The 17,239-nt window shown below is 55.6% G+C and carries 15 protein-coding genes and 1 tRNA gene; 3 read left to right on the top strand and 13 right to left on the bottom strand.

All coding sequences use genetic code 11. The annotated features are described in order from the left end of the window. Positions 1-72 precede the first annotated feature (72 nt). The 6 genes from pulA to DC3_RS08965 all read right to left on the bottom strand — a co-directional run bounded on the left by pulA (position 73) and on the right by DC3_RS08965 (position 7,886). Positions 73-3,291, bottom strand: coding sequence for a type I pullulanase (gene pulA, locus DC3_RS08940; RefSeq protein WP_146884005.1), 3,219 nt, complete (start codon positions 3,289-3,291; stop codon positions 73-75). A gap of 200 nt (positions 3,292-3,491) precedes the next feature. Next, complete coding sequence (locus DC3_RS08945) at positions 3,492-4,208, bottom strand: metallophosphoesterase (RefSeq protein ID WP_146884006.1); 717 nt, start codon at positions 4,206-4,208, stop codon at positions 3,492-3,494. 158 nt (positions 4,209-4,366) lie between these two features. Beyond that, positions 4,367-4,443 (bottom strand) — tRNA-Pro (locus tag DC3_RS08950). 20 nt (positions 4,444-4,463) lie between these two features. Continuing rightward, entirely contained in the window at positions 4,464-4,958 is a 495-nt protein-coding gene (locus tag DC3_RS08955) for a regulatory protein RecX (protein WP_186815925.1), read from the bottom strand. Then, a complete protein-coding gene (locus DC3_RS08960) occupies positions 4,937-6,253 on the bottom strand; it encodes an MATE family efflux transporter (RefSeq protein ID WP_146884008.1) in 1,317 nt (438 codons plus the stop codon). The genes DC3_RS08955 and DC3_RS08960 overlap by 22 nt, the downstream gene beginning before the upstream one ends. Before the next feature lie 106 nt (positions 6,254-6,359). After that, positions 6,360-7,886: a leishmanolysin-related zinc metalloendopeptidase gene (locus tag DC3_RS08965; RefSeq protein WP_186815926.1), complete on the bottom strand. Its 1,527-nt coding sequence runs from the start codon at positions 7,884-7,886 to the stop codon at positions 6,360-6,362. 443 nt (positions 7,887-8,329) lie between these two features. Between DC3_RS08965 and DC3_RS08970 the strand changes: the two genes are divergently transcribed. Further along, positions 8,330-8,815 (top strand): hypothetical protein, encoded by a 486-nt coding sequence (locus DC3_RS08970; RefSeq protein ID WP_146884010.1) that lies wholly within the window; start codon positions 8,330-8,332, stop codon positions 8,813-8,815. Between the two features lie 174 nt (positions 8,816-8,989). Further along, a complete protein-coding gene (gene rpsT / locus DC3_RS08975) occupies positions 8,990-9,268 on the top strand; it encodes a 30S ribosomal protein S20 (protein ID WP_146884011.1) in 279 nt (92 codons plus the stop codon). Between the two features lie 48 nt (positions 9,269-9,316). On the opposite strand, the gene DC3_RS08980 is transcribed toward rpsT, so the two are convergent. From DC3_RS08980 to DC3_RS09000, 5 genes are all read right to left on the bottom strand, one after another. Further along, entirely contained in the window at positions 9,317-10,237 is a 921-nt protein-coding gene (locus DC3_RS08980) for a hypothetical protein (protein ID WP_146884012.1), read from the bottom strand. Between the two features lie 54 nt (positions 10,238-10,291). Further along, positions 10,292-10,642, bottom strand: coding sequence for a histidine triad nucleotide-binding protein (locus tag DC3_RS08985; protein ID WP_146884013.1), 351 nt, complete (start codon positions 10,640-10,642; stop codon positions 10,292-10,294). Beyond that, on the bottom strand, positions 10,611-11,579 hold the full coding sequence (gene meaB, locus DC3_RS08990; RefSeq protein WP_146884014.1) for a methylmalonyl Co-A mutase-associated GTPase MeaB: 969 nt from the start codon (positions 11,577-11,579) through the stop codon (positions 10,611-10,613). The genes DC3_RS08985 and meaB overlap by 32 nt, the downstream gene beginning before the upstream one ends. Continuing rightward, positions 11,566-13,701, bottom strand: a complete 2,136-nt coding sequence (scpA, locus tag DC3_RS08995; RefSeq protein WP_146884015.1) for a methylmalonyl-CoA mutase — start codon at positions 13,699-13,701, stop codon at positions 11,566-11,568. The genes meaB and scpA overlap by 14 nt, the downstream gene beginning before the upstream one ends. Before the next feature lie 68 nt (positions 13,702-13,769). Continuing rightward, entirely contained in the window at positions 13,770-14,627 is an 858-nt protein-coding gene (locus tag DC3_RS09000; protein WP_186815927.1) for a MerR family transcriptional regulator, read from the bottom strand. Positions 14,628-14,748: 121 nt separating this feature from the next. Here DC3_RS09000 and DC3_RS29075 point away from each other — a divergent pair, with 121 nt between their 5' ends. After that, complete coding sequence (locus tag DC3_RS29075; RefSeq protein WP_186815928.1) at positions 14,749-14,925, top strand: hypothetical protein; 177 nt, start codon at positions 14,749-14,751, stop codon at positions 14,923-14,925. 74 nt (positions 14,926-14,999) lie between these two features. On the opposite strand, the gene DC3_RS09005 is transcribed toward DC3_RS29075, so the two are convergent. Both DC3_RS09005 and DC3_RS29080 read right to left on the bottom strand, forming a co-directional pair. After that, a complete protein-coding gene (locus tag DC3_RS09005; protein WP_146884017.1) occupies positions 15,000-16,220 on the bottom strand; it encodes a hypothetical protein in 1,221 nt (406 codons plus the stop codon). A 274-nt stretch (positions 16,221-16,494) separates the two neighbouring features. Continuing rightward, a partial coding sequence (locus DC3_RS29080) for a hypothetical protein (RefSeq protein WP_186815929.1) occupies positions 16,495-17,239 on the bottom strand: 745 nt, incomplete at its 5' end.

The raw sequence follows: 17,239 nt of genomic DNA on the forward strand, positions 1-17,239 counted from the left end.
TACAGGGAAAGTGGCCCTGGATGCATAAAAAAACCCGGGGCAAACCCCGGGGAAAGGAGAAGGAGTGGAATTTCAGTAGGAGAAACCGAGGGGATTGCTGATGTTCACGGCCCAGCTGTCGGCGGGGTTGGCTGTGTTGCCGGACCCTGGCAGGATGGACCCACCGCCATAGTTGTCTCCCCCGACGATCACGGCTGCCAGCCTGATTTTGTTGGCATTTCCCAGGGTTGCACGGGACAGTTTGGCTTTCAGGGTCAGGGTGCCATTGGTGTTGAACACTTTCAGGGTTTCGGTACCAATCAGCTCCGTTTTGCCATCTGCCAGTACTTTGCGCAACTCAGGGGTGAGATTCGTTCCATAATTGGCAATGAAGAAATTGGGAGCCACACTTGAAAACTTGACTTTTCTGGGCCAGGCATCCAGGGTGTTCATGTCACTGACAGGGCCACCCTCACCCAGTGAGAGGTATTGAACCATGGAATTGTCTGCGGTCTTGTAGGTGATTGCAGTGTAGATGTGATTGGCATCCTGGGCAACACACATCTTTTGAAGGGCATTGCCCTCTCCCCATCCTGCATAAGCGTCGTTGGAGCAGCTTTCAGCGCTGAACTCATCCAGGGTGGCAGCCTCCAGGTTCAGAGCGCTTTTGAGGGCAGGAAGAGCAGGCATCTGAAAGGTCACCATGTCTGCAGATGCAACCAGGGTGGAGAGCGCAGGAACCGTGACTTTTCCAGCAGCAGTTGCAAGGGTGTCGTTGCTGAACTGGTCTCCCCTGACGTGAATGCGGAAGGTGCCTTCGGGCAGATCCACCGTCTGTTCGGTTTCACTGGCATTGAAGATCACCAGGGTGTGTTTCCAGCTTTCTCCAGCCAGTCCAGAGCCGTCAAGCACAAACCCCACCAGACCTTTGCTTCCGTCCAGGTTCAGGGCATGGAATCGTCCTTCGACTTCTGCACGGGTGCTGAGGCGGAAAACAGGGTGGTCTGCACGCAGTTTGATGATGTTGCTGTAGTAGGCGTTGACATCTGCAAACTGTTCCAGACGGGTCCAGTCAAAGGCGTTGATGTCATCTCCAGCGTTGTAGGAGTTGCCGTTGCCTTTCTTGGTGCGGGCAAACTCTTCCCCACCGGACATGAAAGGCAGGCCCTGTGCGGTGAAAACCAGTGCTGCCGCCATCTTCTGCATCTGTTTGAGGGAAGCCATGGGTCTGTCTTTGGTGATGCCCATGGACAGGTGGTCCCACAGCACGTAGTTGTCATGACTGGTGGCGTAGTTGGTGCTTTCACCGGGCTCCTGCGTGAAATCATCAATGCTGCCTTTGAGGCCGGTCATGATGGCTGCTGCACGACCAAAATCACCCTGAATGAAACCACGGTCATCAATGTTGAAAACCCCTCCAATGATGCCGTTGCGGAAGTTGTCGTTGAAGACCCCCATCTTCATGCCCTTCTGGTCGCCCTTGCCAAAATAGGTGGGGCCACCTCCAGTCCAGGGCTCACCGTACAGCACGATGTCCGGTTTGAACGCAGTGAGTTCATTGGTGATGGTCTGCACCACATCCTTCTTGAAGGTGCCCAGCAGATCAAAGCGGAAGCCCTGGATGTGGTACTCACTGACCCAGTACTTGAGGGAATCAAGGATGAAGTTTTTCACCATCGGGCGCTCGACGGCCATGACGTTGCCCACCCCGGTGTCGTTCAGGTACGTTCCAGCATCACTGGTGCGGTAGTAATAGTAGGGCACCAACTGGTCAAAAGGAGACTTTTCACCCGTGTGTTTGGTGTGGTTGTACACCACATCCATGATCACGTTGATGCCAGAGTCCTGCAGGCCCTTGACCATGGTTTTGAATTCACGGATGGTGGCAGCGGGGTCACCCGGCTGGGTGGAGTACTGGGCTTCCGGCACGTTGTACAGGTAAGGATCATAGCCCCAGTTGTAAGCCCCCTCCTGCTCATTGCCGAAGTCATATACAGGGAGAAGTTGAACGGTGTTGACCCCGAGTTTTTTGAGGTGGTCCAGACCGGTGCTGTAACTGGTCCCGGGAACCTTGGTTCCACTTTCAACCACCCCAAGGTACTTGCCTCTTTTTGCTGCAGGGACTCCAGAGCTTTCAGACACTGTGAAGTCCCGCACGTGCACCTCGTACACTGAGACATCGGTGCGCTTGCCCACCGTGGGGATCTTGTAGGTCGTCCAGGCTTCAGGGTTGGTGTTGCTCATGTTGACGATGGCAGACTTGCTGTTGTCCATCGGCAGGTTCTCAAAGTAATTGCTCGCAGCTTTGGAGTAGGGGTCCACTGTGGTCTTGGTGACCCCATAGCGGGTGGCCCTCAGTTGATAGTATTTTCCGGCCAGGTCTCCGGCTTCACTGCCACTCCATACCCCTTTGTCCCCTCTGGCGAGTTCCAGAATCTTGTAGGGGGTGGTGTCTGCTGCAGTGTTGAACAGGAGCACCTGCACCCTGGTGGACACCGGTGTCCACACCTTGAAGGTGGTTTGTGCCGGGGTGTACATTGCTCCCAGGTCTCCCCCACTGTAGGTGAAGGCAGGATCACTGAGCACATCTCTGGCATACACAGGCATTGCGCCCTGAATGCCAGGACCACTGATGGTCACGTCTTTGCCGATGTCTGTGGCCTTGAGGGCAGCACTCAGTTTGATCACTGCAGTTTTGCCGTTCAGGGTCAGGCTCTCAATGTTTTGCTTGACCCCGGCCACCATCACTGAGATCTTGTCCCTGGTCAGGTCCTGGGGAGGGTTGCTGTACGCCAGCTTGATCTCATTGAAGCTGTCCAGAAAGGAGAACTGGGCCTTGGCTGACAGGTCGATCTTGGCTGGATCGGTGTAGAAGTCTTTCTGGCCACTGACCACCCAGATTTCACCCAGACCGCTGGCTGGAATGTCGGCATAACGGTCGTCTGAAACGTCCTTTTCAGACCAGTCGTCTTTGCGGACAATGAAACCCCGCTTGCCTGGTTCTTCGCGGGAACCGATGATGGCAATTTTGCCGTACTTGTCGTCTTCAGTGAACAGAACGGCCTGTCCATCTTTGCCTTCGGGCCAGGTCCAGACGTCCCACTTTGTGTAGTCGTTGTCAAAACGGTGGTAGTGCAAAACCAGCACACTCTTGATCTGGGGATCACCGAGTTTGGTCCGGAAGAAGTTCAGGTCTTTGCCTGCCAGATAGGAACTGTAATCCGGAGTGGGCTTGGGGGGCGCGGTGTTGAAATTGCACGCCACAAGACCAAGCATCGCCGTGCCGAGCAGCAGAGGACGTTTCAGAAACATGCGTTTCTCCTTTCAATGGACACACATGGGACGCACCTGGGTCAACAACCCAGATGGAACCGCTACCAATATGTGATCTTTTTCAATCTACTTGGTTGGCGATCAAAAAGCAATAGATTTCTGGAAGCGGTTCCTCATACACCAACACATCGGGACACAGAACACAAATCCATAGGAAGTTCGCACAAATTGTACGTCTGTCACAGGGCTGAATCAGCAGATGCTTCTGTTTTCCCCAGCACCCTGGGCACAAATTTCAGGGCATCTGCCGCCACAAAATGCAAAGGAATACCGCACCAGTGCCGGATCAATTTGTCCTGATTCACCCCATGGAGGTGTCCATAGACCACACCTGCAGGACGGTACTCCTCGATCAGGCGGGTGAATCCATTGGGTTCAAAAGCCGCATTGGTGAGGGGGTAGTGCAGCATCACCAGCACCTGTTTGCCCTCAAGCTTGCGGGCAGCTTCCAGGGTCAGCCTCAGACGCTCCACTTCACGCAGGTAGATTTTTTCATCTTCGGGCTTGAAGCCCTCTGTTCCAGGGGTGACCCAGCCCCGGGTGCCACAGATCACCGTGTCATCAAAACGGATCGCATCGTTTTGCAGGGCATAAATCCCCGCAGGCAATTCTGCCCTCAAGCGGGTGATGGCAGGCCACCAGTAATCGTGATTGCCTCTGGAAATCACCTTGATTCCAGGGAGGTCAGCAATGTCCTGCAGGTCCAGCAAGGCATCCCGAAAATGCATGGCCCAGGAGATGTCTCCGGGGATCAGAACAAGATCATCTGGCTGCACCGTCTCACACCAGCGCTGAAAAAACACATCTGGATGGCCCGCCCACCCCGGACCGAAAATCGTCATCGGCTTGGGGGTCTTGCGGGAGAGGTGCGGGTCAGCGATGGCCAGAATGCGCATGGAATACGTCCTATTCAGCTCGGTCAGAACATCGGAATCACACGGGTGGTGTTCTGACTTTTCAATGTGGTCGGGTCGAAACGACAGCCTTGCCTGTCGGGTCACTGCAAAAGACCCTGGTGGGTGATCAAAAAACCCCCCGGAATTGGGGGGTCTGGTGGTCGGGGCGGCGAGATTCGAACTCACGACCCCTTCGTCCCGAACGAAGTGCGCTACCAGGCTGCGCTACGCCCCGTGACCACGGCAAGGGGTAGTTTACCCGTCCAGATCGGACATGTCAAGCTGAAAAGAGGCTTTCAGCAGCGTAAGCACTTTACCGTACTCGAATCCCCGGCGCACCAGAAAACCCACCGCACGCCGGAAGCCCTTTTCGCCATCCCGCTGCCATTTCTCAAGGTTGCGGTCGATCAGGGCCTGCAGTTCTTCTTCCTCGGTTTCATCGTCCCTGAGGGTTTTTGCACTGGCCTTGACCCCTTTTTCATACAGCTTCTGCTGGATGTACCCTCTGCCCACCCCACGCTTGCGGGCCAGGGTGCGGGCCACCTCCTGATCGTTGAGGTACCCATATCCTTTGAGGAGTTCAATCAACTGGTCTGACTGCTCAGGAGTCGCGCCCCTGCGCTTCAGACGTGTGCGAAGTTCATGCTCGCTGAGTTGCTTCTGGGCCAGCGCACGAAAAGCGTAGGCTTTGAGCTCTTCCAGGGTGATGGATTTTGCTGGGGTTGCATTCACAGGGTTTTTGTCTTCCACCGTCCGCTCCAGAAACGCCACAGATAAATCAGGGCAATGGATGTGATGTAGATCAGCGCTCCGGTCCAGGCCCCCTGCACCCCATACCCATTCTCGGTGAGGAGGTAAGCAGGCAGCACCAGCAGGCTCCATGAACCGAGCACCGTCACCAGCATTCTAAACCGGGTGTCCCCTGCACCGGAGAGGGCTCCTCCCAGGATGATGGCGATGCCATCCACCACCTGATAGAGGGCCATCACCCGCATGATCTTCACACAGAGGTCAATCAGGGCAGGATCACTGGTGAAGAGTTTGACCAGTGGAACAGGAACAGTGATGAAGGCAATGGCCACCAGGGTCATGAAACTCCCCCCGATGATGGTCCCTCGCCATCCCACACGCTGGGCTGTGGTGATGCTGCTCTCCCCAATGAAACGGGACACCAGGCTTCCGGTTGCTGCCGAGAGGGCAAAGGCAGGCATGAAACCGAAACTGGCCATCTGGTTGGCAATCTGGGAGGCCGCAAGCTCCAGCGTTCCCAGCCTGGAAATGATGGTCATGAACACCGAAAATCCTGCCACTTCAGAAAGGTCGGCAAGACCCATTGGGAGGCCAAGCCTGAAGGTGCGAGAGGCGTCCTTCCAATGGGGCCAGAGGGGCCTCATCACCCCGTGCTGTCTGAAGAGCACCACAAAACTGACCACACATTGCACCATCACCGCAATGAAGGCACCCCATGCCGCTCCAGCCACTCCCCAGCCAAACTGGAAGATGAAAACCCAGGCCAGAATGGCGTTCAGGATCACCGTCATCCAGCTGAGGATCAGGGGAATCCGGCTGTTTCCCACCCCCAGAAAATAACCCACGTTCAGGATCACCAGCAGGGCAAAAGGAGTTTCCCACAGTCGGATGCGTGCATAGGTGAGGAGTTCTTTTGCCAGGGCAGGTTCGGGATTGGAGAGGTTGACAATGGCCTGAATCAGGGGCTGACCCAGCAGCATCACCAGCAGGGCCAGAAACAACGAGAGGGTGAAGTAGACCCCATACCACTTGCGCATCTCCTGCGGTTCACCTGCTCCAAAGGCACGGGCCACAAAGGTGGTCACAGAGTTGGTGTAACTGCGAAAAAGCAGGGTGATGGTAAAGGCGTACATCCAGCCAAGTCCCACTGCCCCCACCTCCACCTGTCCCAGCCTTCCCATGAACAGGGTGTCGGTCACGCCGATCATGGAGTAGGCAAGGTTGGAGAGCATGAGCGGCCAGGCCAGCTGGGTGAGTTGAGAGGTGAGTCCAGAGGAGCGGCGGGCAGTGGTCATCGGATCAGCCTACCATTCTGTATACAATCCTGACAGCGCTTTCATGCCTATTGTCTTTAAAACAAAAGGCTCCCCTCCGCACAGAGAGGAGCCTCTTTTGCAGGGCTCAGTGGCCAGGAAGAACCCTGGGCTGGAGCAGAATTTCATTCAGTTCTCTGCCTGTGACAGGCAGCCCTTGCTTCACAATCGAAGGCATCTGGAACGTGTCTGCGGCACTGTGATTGACCACATAGCCCAGGTCCTGCAAAGCCCCGGTGGTCAATGCGCTCAGGGGCATGGGACCACTTTCCACAAAGCCGGTCATGAGTTCATGGTCAAAGACGGATTCCTTCCAGTGTCCACATTTGGTGCCAGCACCAAACTGGTCTTCCACAGGCACCTGACCACTTCCGCCCAGGGTCAGGTATTTTTGCATGGCATTTGCACCATTGAATTTGACACTGGTGGCCACCTGACAGTTGCTCCCTCCGTTGTGCACCAGCAGGTTGTCCCAGCGTTCCAGGGTACCGATCCCCAGCACATGGCCCATCTCATGCAGGATCACGTTCTGGAGGCTTCCCTCTGATTCCATCTGGGCCAGGTCTGCAGCATCGAACTGCATGATTCCAGTGATTGGAATTTCAGAGAATGGGCGGACAAATTCCGGTCCTGCACGGCCCAGCACCCCTCCAACTCCATCAATGTTGACTGCATCTGCGGTGATCTCAAGATCGTCCACATTCAGCACCCGACCATCTCCCAGGTCAAAGTCATAAAAGTCATTCGATCCTTCCAGAATGACCTTTTCCCACCTGCGGGCTGCAGTTTCAAACACCTGTTTCTGGCTGGGGGTCAGCAGGGTGCTCTGGGGAAAAGTCAGCTGGATGTTGAAAGGTTCGGGAAGCCCCAGATCTTCTGCATAAGCCACCATCACCGAAAACCCAAAGGGGTCCTGAGCCGCAGTGGAGGCCATCGGATAACTGACACTGAAGGTCAGGGTTCGGCTTGCCCCATCTGGCAAATCTCCATCGAGCACCCATGCTCTTGAAGTGACTTCACTGGTCAGGCCAGCAGGAGGGGCCACCTCAAAGCCAGTGACATCAAGTGTGCTGGTGAAACGGGTTCCCTCTGCAGCCATCTTTGCAGCATCGTTCTGGAAATCATAGGTGTACAGAGGTCCAGCCACCAGTGAAGCTGCACGGGCACTGGCGTCACTGCCATCAAAGAAGCGCACACTGCGGAAGATGGTGCTCCCAGGGGTGGGTGCTGTGCTGTTGTTGGTGGCGTTGCCATCGGCATCATCGAGGTTCACCCCTATGAAAGACAGGTTGTGGAGGGTGCGACCTGTGTTGTTGGTGACTTTGTAGACCGCAGTCAGGTACCGGGTTCCGGTGCGCCTCACAGTGAAAGAGTTGCTGGACAGACTCTGGAAGGTGATGCCCGAACTGAGTGTGGAGAGCCATTGTTTATCAATTCCTCCACCCACTTTTACAGCAGAAGTGGTGGGGTGGTCAGAATTGGTGTCCTGAAAGTGAATTTCCAGAAGGTGTGAGGGCAATCTGGGGGTCTCTTTGGGGGATGCAGAAGGCACCACAGGGGTAGAGTTGCAGGCCACAACCATCAGGGCCACCAGAGCAAGCAGGTGTTTTTTCACAGATTCTCCACTGCGCATGATCCTGGCCCTTGAAATCATCACAGGCAGGTCCATCATGCAAGTTGTAGGTTTGGGTTTTAAAGCCTGCCGGGCTCAGCAATACGAAAGAAAAGGATTCAGAGCCTGGAGATCTTTTTGATCGACAAGACTTACAATGAACATGATATGCTTTCTGCTCTAACAGATTTCATACACTTCATGACCCATGATCCTCATATTCTTGTTCAGAGATAAGGTTACAGATGAGGACAATTAGAATTAAGCATGGTGTCTTGTAAATCAGCTTCTTTACAGAAAATTCCTCTGATTTTCCATCCTTCTTCGCGAAAAACCTGATATGAAACCCACCATAACCGGTGACCAGAGGGCATGGTTTTCCATCCTTTTTCGTGGGAAACCCTCAGTTGACCTGCCCCTTCAAGTTCATGCGATAAAATCAGCCCATGGAAATTCATGGACGCGTTGGTGGAACCAGCATGGGATACGACATTCAGGCCACATTCTCAAACCCCGAGGTGCGAGGACGGATTGGAGGCAGAAAGCTGGGCTATGACATCCGGCTTGATGCCTTCGACTTTGCCACAGAAGGACGCATTGGAGGCACCCTTGATGGATTCGATGTCCTGATCAAAGCTGGAGAAATTCACCAGGGACGCTTTGGAGGTGATTTTGCTGGAATGGACCTCAAATTCAAAGAAGATGGCCAGAACATCACTGGCCGTCTCGGTGGACCTGTCATTGGTTATGACCTGAACCTCACCTGCCAGGCGGGCCAACTCACAGGCCGCATTGGAGGAAAACACGATGGTAAGGACGTTGCCCTGGAAGGCAATGCTCCAGTGGCTCTGCTGGTGGTCCTGGCCAGTGCTGCCTTTTACCTCCTGCATCAGGCAGAGGCGGGCAGTGCAAGTGCAGCAGGAGCAGGCTGAGCTTGCAAAATTCAGGGTTGTGCGCTACCATTTAAAGGCTTGTGTATTTTTGCAGTGCACAGGTGCACCTGAACAGGTGCGCGTCTGAAAGAAAAACTTCCAGACGCTTCGGTTCCCCGGCAAGCAGAAGTACGGGAACCGCCCTGAGAGCCCTCAGGAGAAAGAGAGACACCCATGCCTTTACGTCACCCCTCCGCTCAGAAGCGTCACCGCCAGAGCCTCAAGCGTCGCCAGAACAACCGCTCCAAAAAGAGTGCCATCAAGACCTTCAGCAAGAAGGCCGTTGAAGCTGCCAACACTGGCGCTGAAAACGCTGCTGAACTGCACCGTTTCGCCGAGAGCCTGATCGACAAGGCCGCCAAAGGCAGCACCCTGCACAAGAAAGCCGCTGCCCGCAAGAAGAGCCGTCTGGCCAAGCGCCTCAACAAAGTCGCTGCTCAGGCTGCCCAGTAAAGTTCTAAAGTTTGAGAAGAGGAGGCCTTGCCTCCTCTTCTTTTTTGATCACTTGAGCAGGTTCTCTTTGAGGGCATCAAGCAATTCCCGGGTCTGCCAGTAAATTCCGTGGGTGTAATGGTATCCTTGCAGCAGTTCAGTCATGCCTCCCTCAGGATGCACCTGAATGTCTGTCACAGGTTTTCCACTGCTGAGCTGGAACATTTTTGAAGCAACAAAGGACAGAGGATCAAGCGGTTCCCAGAGGTTGATCCAGCGTTTGAGTTGCGGTGGCATCACGATGGGTTCACCTGTATAGGCTGGAACCGTGGGCCTCGGGTCCACCAGATGAAAGTAAGGAAACTGGCTTCCAAAAGTGGTCAGGGATTTTGCATGGAGGGGCAGTTTTCCTCTGATGATGGTGTCCACTGCAATGACTCCTCCCAGGGAATGGGCCACCACATGCACCGATTTGCGGGATGTGCCATACCCCATTTTCCTGACATCAAAGGCCTTGAGCACCTCCCAGACCCGCCCCTGAATGGCTGCCTGGTTTCTCTGGTACACCATGATGTCTCCAAGTGAGGTGGTGATCATGTGGCGGTTGGAGACCCTGGCCGTCTGGTACTGCTGGGCCAGATAACTTCTTACTGCATCTCCAGCAACCTGATTGAGGGCGGCTTCCAGTTGTGCCTTGATGGGCGCAGCCACAATTGCAGGGAGCCTGTTGATCAGGTTCAGCAGGTCGGTAACCTTTGCATTTTGCGGGTTGACCCTGGGCACAGAAAAGGAGGGAGCAGGTTCCAGATCCGGCATGCAGGCATCAAGGTTCTCGGTGTGGGCAGCAAGGTCGCCCCAGTACACCGGGATAAACTGGAAAGTTGAGTTTCCTGTGACCGTTTCAAAACGCTCTTCAAGTTCCTGCACTTCCTGGCTCCAGGCATGCTGGTCCCGGTTGCCAATTCCATGAATCACCAAAACGGGTTCCATGTTTTCCTTTCAAAAAAACCTGCCTCGGGTGGGCAGGTGATGTGGGTTGTGTCTTTACTGTGCAGCTTCAGTGAGGTGCTCGGCCTCGGAACGGTCTTCCCATCCGCCCATGATGTGGATGTGTGTGTGGAAAACCACCTGTCCCCCTCCAGCCCCGACGTTGACCACCAGACGGTAGTCGGTCAGGTGCTCTTTTGCCACCCTGTTGGCGGTCATGAACAGTTCTCCCATGTGCTGGGCATCAGCGATTTCATCCAGGCGGCTGGAGAACTGCTTGGGGATCAGCAGCAGGTGAACGGGGGCCTTGGGGGCAATGTCCCGGATGGCAATGAATTTGTCGTCTTCATAGACGATCTGGGAGGGAATTTCTCGGTCAATGATTCTCTGGAAGATGCTTTTCTCCATGGGTGTCCTCCAACAAAAGGTGGGCTGCGCTTACCGGGTCCATTTTGCCCGTTCTGGTCTGTTCCCGCAAGGAGGCCCAGCGCTCTGGGTTCACCTGTTCCAGAAACTGCTGCCAGACCAGGGCTTTCAGGTGGTCCTCGAACCAGGCTTCCTGCTGGACCTGTCTTCTGTGCAGGATCTGGGCCTGATGCTGGGCCTGCCAGGATTTCAGGTGGCTCCACACCTTTTCCATGTGGGTGCCCTGCAGAGCACTGATCTGCAAGACCTTTGCCAGAGATTGCTGAAGCCTGAGGGCACTTTCAAGCTGCACCTGGGTGAGGTTGGCCTCTTCAGGCAGCAGGTCCGCTTTGTTGATGAGGATGAGGTCCACCACTTCCATGATGCCGCGCTTGACCGCCTGAAGGTCGTCTCCAGCGTTAGGGAGGGTCAGCAGCACAAAAACATCGGTGAGTCTGGAAACCACGGTTTCAGACTGGCCCACCCCAACAGTCTCAATCAGGATCACGTCGAAGCCTGCAGCCTCACAGGCCAGCATCACTTCGCGGGTGTGCAGGGCCACTCCACCCAGCACTCCAGCACTTGGGCTGGGGCGGATGAAAGCTTCTGGCCTGCTGGAAAGGCGTTCCATGCGGGTCTTGTCTGCCAGAATGGACCCACCAGAAACCGCCGAACTGGGGTCCACGGCCAGCACAGCCACTTTGAGACCCTGCCCAATCAGGTGCAAGCCAAAAGTTTCAATGAAGGTGCTCTTCCCCACTCCGGGTGTTCCACTGATCCCAATGCGGAAAGCATTCCCGGTGTGAGGAAGGATGTGTTCCAGGAGCACACGGGCCTCTTGCTGGTGAGTTTTCTTCTGGCTTTCCAGCAGGGTGATGGTGCGGGCCAGTGCCCTGCGGTTTCCCTGCAGGAGACCAGAGAGCAGGTCAGGACTGGACATCTGAGAGCAGGTTCAGCAGGTCCTGTGCGGCGTCCATCACCACAGTTCCTGGCGTGAAGATGGCCGCCACTCCAGCCTCGTACAGGAAGTGATGGTCCTGAGGAGGAATCACCCCGCCTGCCACCACCTGAATGTCCGGGGCACCCTGCTTGCGGAGTTCTTCGATCAGGGCAGGAACCAGGGTCCGGTGGCCTGCAGCCTGGGTGGACACCCCGACCACATGCACGTCGTTCTCGATGGCCTGACGTGCAGCCTCTTCAGGGGTCTGGAACAGGGAACCAAGGTCCACATCGAAGCCCACATCGGCCAGTCCGGTGGCGATCACCTTGGCTCCACGGTCATGTCCGTCCTGCCCGAGTTTGACCACCAGAATGCGGGGGCGGCGTCCGGTTCTTTCCTTGAAGGCCTCTGTCTGTTTTCTCAGGTCTGCAATGCGGCTCTGGTCGCCAAAATGGCTGGCGTACACTCCGGTCATGCCTTTCACCTCTGCGCGGTAGCGGCCAAAAGCGTGTTCCAATGCCGTGCTCACCTCACCAACGGTGGCCCTCACTCGCATGGCTTCCACAGCGAGAGCAAGCAGATTGCCTTCTCCTGAAAGGCCTGCCTGCTCCAGGGCTTTCAGGGCTGCATCGACCTTCTCATTATCGCGGGTGGCACGGATCTGTTTCAGGCGGGCAATCTGCTGTTCACGCACCTTCACGTTGTCGATCTGCAACACATCCACAGGGGTTTCACTGTCCAGGCGGTATTTGTTGACACCCACAATCACGTCCTGCCCACTGTCGATGCGGGCCTGTTTGCGAGCTGCACTTTCCTCGATGCGCAGTTTGGGGATGCCTTTTTCCAGGGCGCGGGTCATGCCCCCAAGAGACTCCACCTCCGCAATGATCCTGCGGGCTTCCTCTGCCAGATCATGGGTGAGCTTCTCCATGAAGTAACTGCCCCCGAACGGGTCCACCGTGTGGGTGATGTCGGTTTCCTCCTGGATGATGAGCTGGGTGTTGCGGGCAATGCGGGCACTGAACTCGGTGGGAAGGCCCAGGGCCTCATCAAAGGCATTGGTGTGCAGGGACTGGGTGCCTCCCATCACGGCGGCCATCGCCTCGATGGTGGTGCGGATGACGTTGTTGTAGGGGTCCAGCGCAGTGAGGCTCCAGCCAGAAGTCTGGCAGTGGGTCCTGAGGGCCATGCTCTGGGGGTTTTTTGGCTGGAAAGGCTCAATGAGCTCCGACCACAAGAGCCTTGCTGCACGGAGTTTGGCCACCTCCATGAAAAAGTTCATGCCGATCCCGAAAAAGAAACTCAGGCGTGGAGCGAAAGCGTCGATGTCCAGACCCTTCTGGAGGGCTGCTCGCACATATTCCAGACCGTCTGCCAGGGTGTAGGCCAGCTCCAGAGCAGCATTGGCTCCAGCTTCCTGCATGTGGTAACCAGAAATGGAGATGCTGTTGAATTTCGGCATGTGGTTTGCCGTGTATTCAATGATGTCAGAAACAATGCGCATGCTGAATTCTGGAGGGTAGATGTAGGTGTTTCGCACCATGAACTCTTTGAGGATGTCGTTCTGGATGGTCCCGGAGAGTTTGTCCTGTGAGACCCCCTGCTCCTCCCCTGCCACAATAAATGCAGCCAGCACGGGCAGCACGGCCCCATTCATGGTCATGGACACGCTCATCTGGTCGAGGGGAATCCCGTCAAAAAGGATCTTCATGTCCTCAACAGAGTCGATGGCCACTCCTGCTTTCCCCACATCCCCTGTGACCCTGGGGTGGTCCGAGTCGTAGCCGCGGTGGGTGGCAAGATCGAAAGCCACAGAGAGGCCCTTCTGGCCCATGCGAAGGTTCTCACGGTAGAAGCGGTTGGAATCCTCGGCGGTGGAGAAACCTGCATACTGTCGGATGGTCCAGGGCCTGTGGGTGTACATGGTGGCCCGCACACCTCTGGTGAAAGGGGGAAGCCCTGGAAGGGTCCCCAGATGTCGGGTTTCTTCCAGATCGTTTTCGGTGTACAGCGGTTTGAACTTCACACCCTCTGGAGTGTCCCGATGGAGGGTTTCAGGGTCGTTGCCACGCAGTTCCTTGCGGGCCAGGTCCTGCCACTGCTGCATCTTCAATTTGTCCATACGTCTAGACAGACTATAACCCATTTCCGGGCCCTTGCCGAGGAAAAACATCCCCGAAGGCGTCACTTTCAGACAGACACCTCGTATTGAACGCGGGTGATCCACTCATCTGCATTGGAGGTGTCCTGTGGCCCTTTCAGGTACACTTCGCGGATGCCACCCATGAAGGTCATGTCGTTTTTCTGCACGTACTCCAGCATCGCCTGATGCACCAGATGCAAGGGCTCATAAGGTCCGAGGTGGGTCAGTGTCAGGTAGGTCCCTGCAGGAAGCTCCCGGAGCAGAAAAGGGCTCTTCACCTCTGCATTGCCTTCCACAGCGTAAGCCAGTTCGATTTCAAACGGATCATCTTTGGGGCACACTGCAGCCACCATCTCTGGTTTGAACAGGTCCTTCTGGTCGTTGATGAACACACTGCGGAGCTCCATGTAAGGCGACACAGGCTTCAGGCCTTGCTCTTCTGCGTACCTGAGGAGCATTCTTGAGGTTCTCTCTCGGGTGGGCTCAATCCCCGAAAGCCCGGTCATCAGACCCAGACTCAGGATCTTGCTGGGACCTTCCGTTTCCAGGGTCGGGCGGATGTCCCGGTGGTGCATGGACACCCGGTCCAGGTGCTGCAGGGTGCGCTTCAATTCCTCAATCTGCTGTCTCAGGCGGCATTTGTGCTGTTCAATCACCTGTTCAACGGTCTCATCGGTCCCCGAGAGAATCTCCCGGATGTTCTCCAGAGGCACATCCAGTGAGCGCAGCAACCGGATCTTCTCGGCTTCTTTGAGCTGGTCGGCAGTGTAGAACCTGTACCCGGAAGAGGGGTCCACGAACTGCGGGAGCAGCAACTGGATCTCATCGTAAAAACGCAAAGACCGGATCGAAATGCGGCTCAGTCTGGAAAAATTGCCGATGGACAGAAAACTCGCTTCACCCATGCACATCAACTCCAGCCTCAGCATATAAGTCTCACACCGTGTGAGGGTCAAATGTCATTTGTGGGGCCGTTTGACTCTGACACCGTGGCAGACCCTAGCCTTGAGTCAGAAGGAGATGCCCATGTTCGATGCCCAGCAATACCTCGCCATGAAAGCCGTTCAGGAAAAGATTCAAAAGGAAGTTCAGTTCCAGCAGGAGGAGGCCACCACCCAGAAAAACCTCACCAGGCTGTCCTTTCCCAGATGGTTCGGCGGAACACCCTCCCCTGCATCCAGAAGGCCTCTGCGCAGGGCATGAAAACCTGGCCGAACCATCAAAGGGCCCCCGGGCATGACGCTCGGGGGCAGGTTTTTCTCTATAGGTAAGAGGGTTTACTGGTAAATCTGGGTGATGGTATAGGTGTAGGTGCGCTTCTCTCCAGCGTTCAGCTTGGGTTCCACCAGCACACCTTCGGTGGTGGCTTTCACGTTGCCTTTGATCTCGAACTTGCCGCTCAGCATGTCTTTGAACTGGGCCTGCACCGCGCGTTTCTTGTTGTTCTTCAGGGTCAGGGTGACGTTGTAAACCGCACGGTTTTCGTTCTGGCTGACAGTCTTCACTTCACGTTTGTAACTGACATCTGCGTCCTGACCGAGGTTTAGCTGGGTTTCCTTGTTGGCCGTCAGGTTGGGGACCTGGGCCTGACCCACGATGCGACCATCTTCACGCACGGTGACGGTGCCATTGGGCAGGAATTCACTGCTGGTGAACTTGTACAGGCGGCTCAGGTTGCCTTCGGTGTTCTGGGGGTAGAAGTAACTGGTGGCAGACAGGAAGGGGGTCACCTTGGTCTGGGGCTTCACGAAGGGCAGGGTGTAGGTTCCACTGGCTTCCAGGGTGAAGCCCTGGGTCAGGTCATAACGGTACAGGCCGCCTGCTTCGCCCTGGGCCACAATGGCGTCTGCTTCAGCCTTCATCATCATGCCCTGAGGGGCTGCAGCAGGCATGGGACGGGGGTAGTCATTCATGGAGAGGTTGACATCACCACCGAACAGTTCGGTGTGGTCCACGGTCAGCTTGCGACCGGTGTTGTTGCGAATGTCTGCCCAGGCATTGAAGGTGTGCCCGTTATCGGTGATGTTGAGGTTGTAACGGGGGGTCCAGGTGATGCCCTGCGTCAGGTAACTGAGGGTGGCGTTTCCACCTTTTGCAATCAGGAAATCCACCTGAAAGCTGGGCTGCTGGGGGGCACTCAGGTATTCGATGTTGCGGGGATCGGCATAGAAGTAGCGCCCGGTTTTCAGGTCTTTCAGCAGGAAGTCATCGGCGCGGACCACTTCGGCTTCAATGAGTTCATTGCCCTTTTGCACCAGCACCTTCTGGCCCTGCAGGGTGGTCATCACCTGCTGGCTGGTCTGGCTCAGCACGTCTACACCTTCCAGCGTTAAGCTGCCAGGGAGGATCTGTGAGAAGTGGTCAATGGGCAGGTTCAGGGTGTATTTCTCTCCGACCTGAACGTTTTCGCGGATTTCACTGAATCCGGGGTAGATGCGTAAATCAGCGGCGTGTGCGGTGGCCATCAGGCCGAGGGCAATCAGTGCGAATCTTTTCATGAGCTCAGCTTAGCGGCCTTTCGTGAAGTTGGATACACAATCTGCTTCAGGTTGAATTAAGGTGGGGATTCACCTGATGCTCATATGGTTACAGCTTCGTTATCAGGGGCGGTCCGTCTGGAGCGTGAATTGCAGGGTTTTTTCTTCTCCTGCTTGAGACCCAAATGTCAGGGTTTGAGATCCCTTCCCTGACCTGCAAAAACCTGCCAGGTGTGTTCTGGCAGGTTCATGGTTTCTTGATCTTTTGCAGGATGGCTCAAACTGCAACCGTAGATCAGTATCTATGTTCTTTTGTGAAAGTAAATTGCAGGGTTTTTTCCTCCAGAGGGGCAAGGGTGTTCACAAACTGAATCTGGTCCTTCAGCGCTTTCAGGGCAGAGGAATGTTTTTCAATGTTGATTTTCCGTCCAGCCTCAAACAGGTCTTCCAGATAATTCAACTGCACCACCCGATCTGAGTGATTCTTGAAGGTGAGGGTGACCTCATAGCGGTCCAGATAACCCCCATTGGAATTCGCTTCCTTGATGGTCTCTTTGCCCAGATAGGTCACCCTGCGCTGGTGGGTTACTTCGGTGGCCTCTCCCATGTTGACCACCACGGGGCTGCCTTTGGCTGCACTGGGCACCGACGATTCTCCCACAAAGAACTGCCCGTCCCGGATCTGGAAGATGCCGCCGAACAGAAACTCTGGTGCATCAAAATGGTACTGGCGCTGAAAGTATCCCTGCTGGGACTCGGTGCGGAACCCCTGCCTGAGCACCATCACCTGTTCCACCCGATTGATGGGAATGGTCTGCACAGGGAGGGCATATTTGCCTCTGGGGAGATCAAACTGGACATTCACATCGTACTGGTAGATGCCACCTGAGACCTGCTGGGCATTTTGCACCTGTGTGGTCGGGCGGGTCGCCCTGTACTCCACGTCGTAATCTGCAGCTGCTTTAAAGGCATCCGCTTCTTCAAGAGCGTGGTTCTGTCCAGAATTGCCACAAAGGGAACCACTGACAAAGGTGGTCTTG

This window comes from Deinococcus cellulosilyticus NBRC 106333 = KACC 11606 (assembly GCF_007990775.1).
In the GTDB taxonomy this organism is placed as follows: domain Bacteria; phylum Deinococcota; class Deinococci; order Deinococcales; family Deinococcaceae; genus Deinococcus_C; species Deinococcus_C cellulosilyticus.

Coding starts and splice junctions, on each gene's coding strand:
- DC3_RS08985 (WP_146884013.1), bottom strand. CDS start 10,642: ATGGAGAAAAGCATCTTCCAGAGAATCATTGACCGAGAAATTCCCTCC.
- DC3_RS08980 (WP_146884012.1), bottom strand. CDS start 10,237: ATGGAACCCGTTTTGGTGATTCATGGAATTGGCAACCGGGACCAGCAT.
- DC3_RS29075 (WP_186815928.1), top strand. CDS start 14,749: ATGTTCGATGCCCAGCAATACCTCGCCATGAAAGCCGTTCAGGAAAAG.
- rpsT (WP_146884011.1), top strand. CDS start 8,990: ATGCCTTTACGTCACCCCTCCGCTCAGAAGCGTCACCGCCAGAGCCTC.
- DC3_RS09005 (WP_146884017.1), bottom strand. CDS start 16,220: ATGAAAAGATTCGCACTGATTGCCCTCGGCCTGATGGCCACCGCACAC.
- DC3_RS08970 (WP_146884010.1), top strand. CDS start 8,330: ATGGAAATTCATGGACGCGTTGGTGGAACCAGCATGGGATACGACATT.
- meaB (WP_146884014.1), bottom strand. CDS start 11,579: ATGTCCAGTCCTGACCTGCTCTCTGGTCTCCTGCAGGGAAACCGCAGG.
- scpA (WP_146884015.1), bottom strand. CDS start 13,701: ATGGACAAATTGAAGATGCAGCAGTGGCAGGACCTGGCCCGCAAGGAA.
- DC3_RS09000 (WP_186815927.1), bottom strand. CDS start 14,627: ATGGGTGAAGCGAGTTTTCTGTCCATCGGCAATTTTTCCAGACTGAGC.
- DC3_RS08960 (WP_146884008.1), bottom strand. CDS start 6,253: ATGACCACTGCCCGCCGCTCCTCTGGACTCACCTCTCAACTCACCCAG.
- DC3_RS08945 (WP_146884006.1), bottom strand. CDS start 4,208: ATGCGCATTCTGGCCATCGCTGACCCGCACCTCTCCCGCAAGACCCCC.
- pulA (WP_146884005.1), bottom strand. CDS start 3,291: ATGTTTCTGAAACGTCCTCTGCTGCTCGGCACGGCGATGCTTGGTCTT.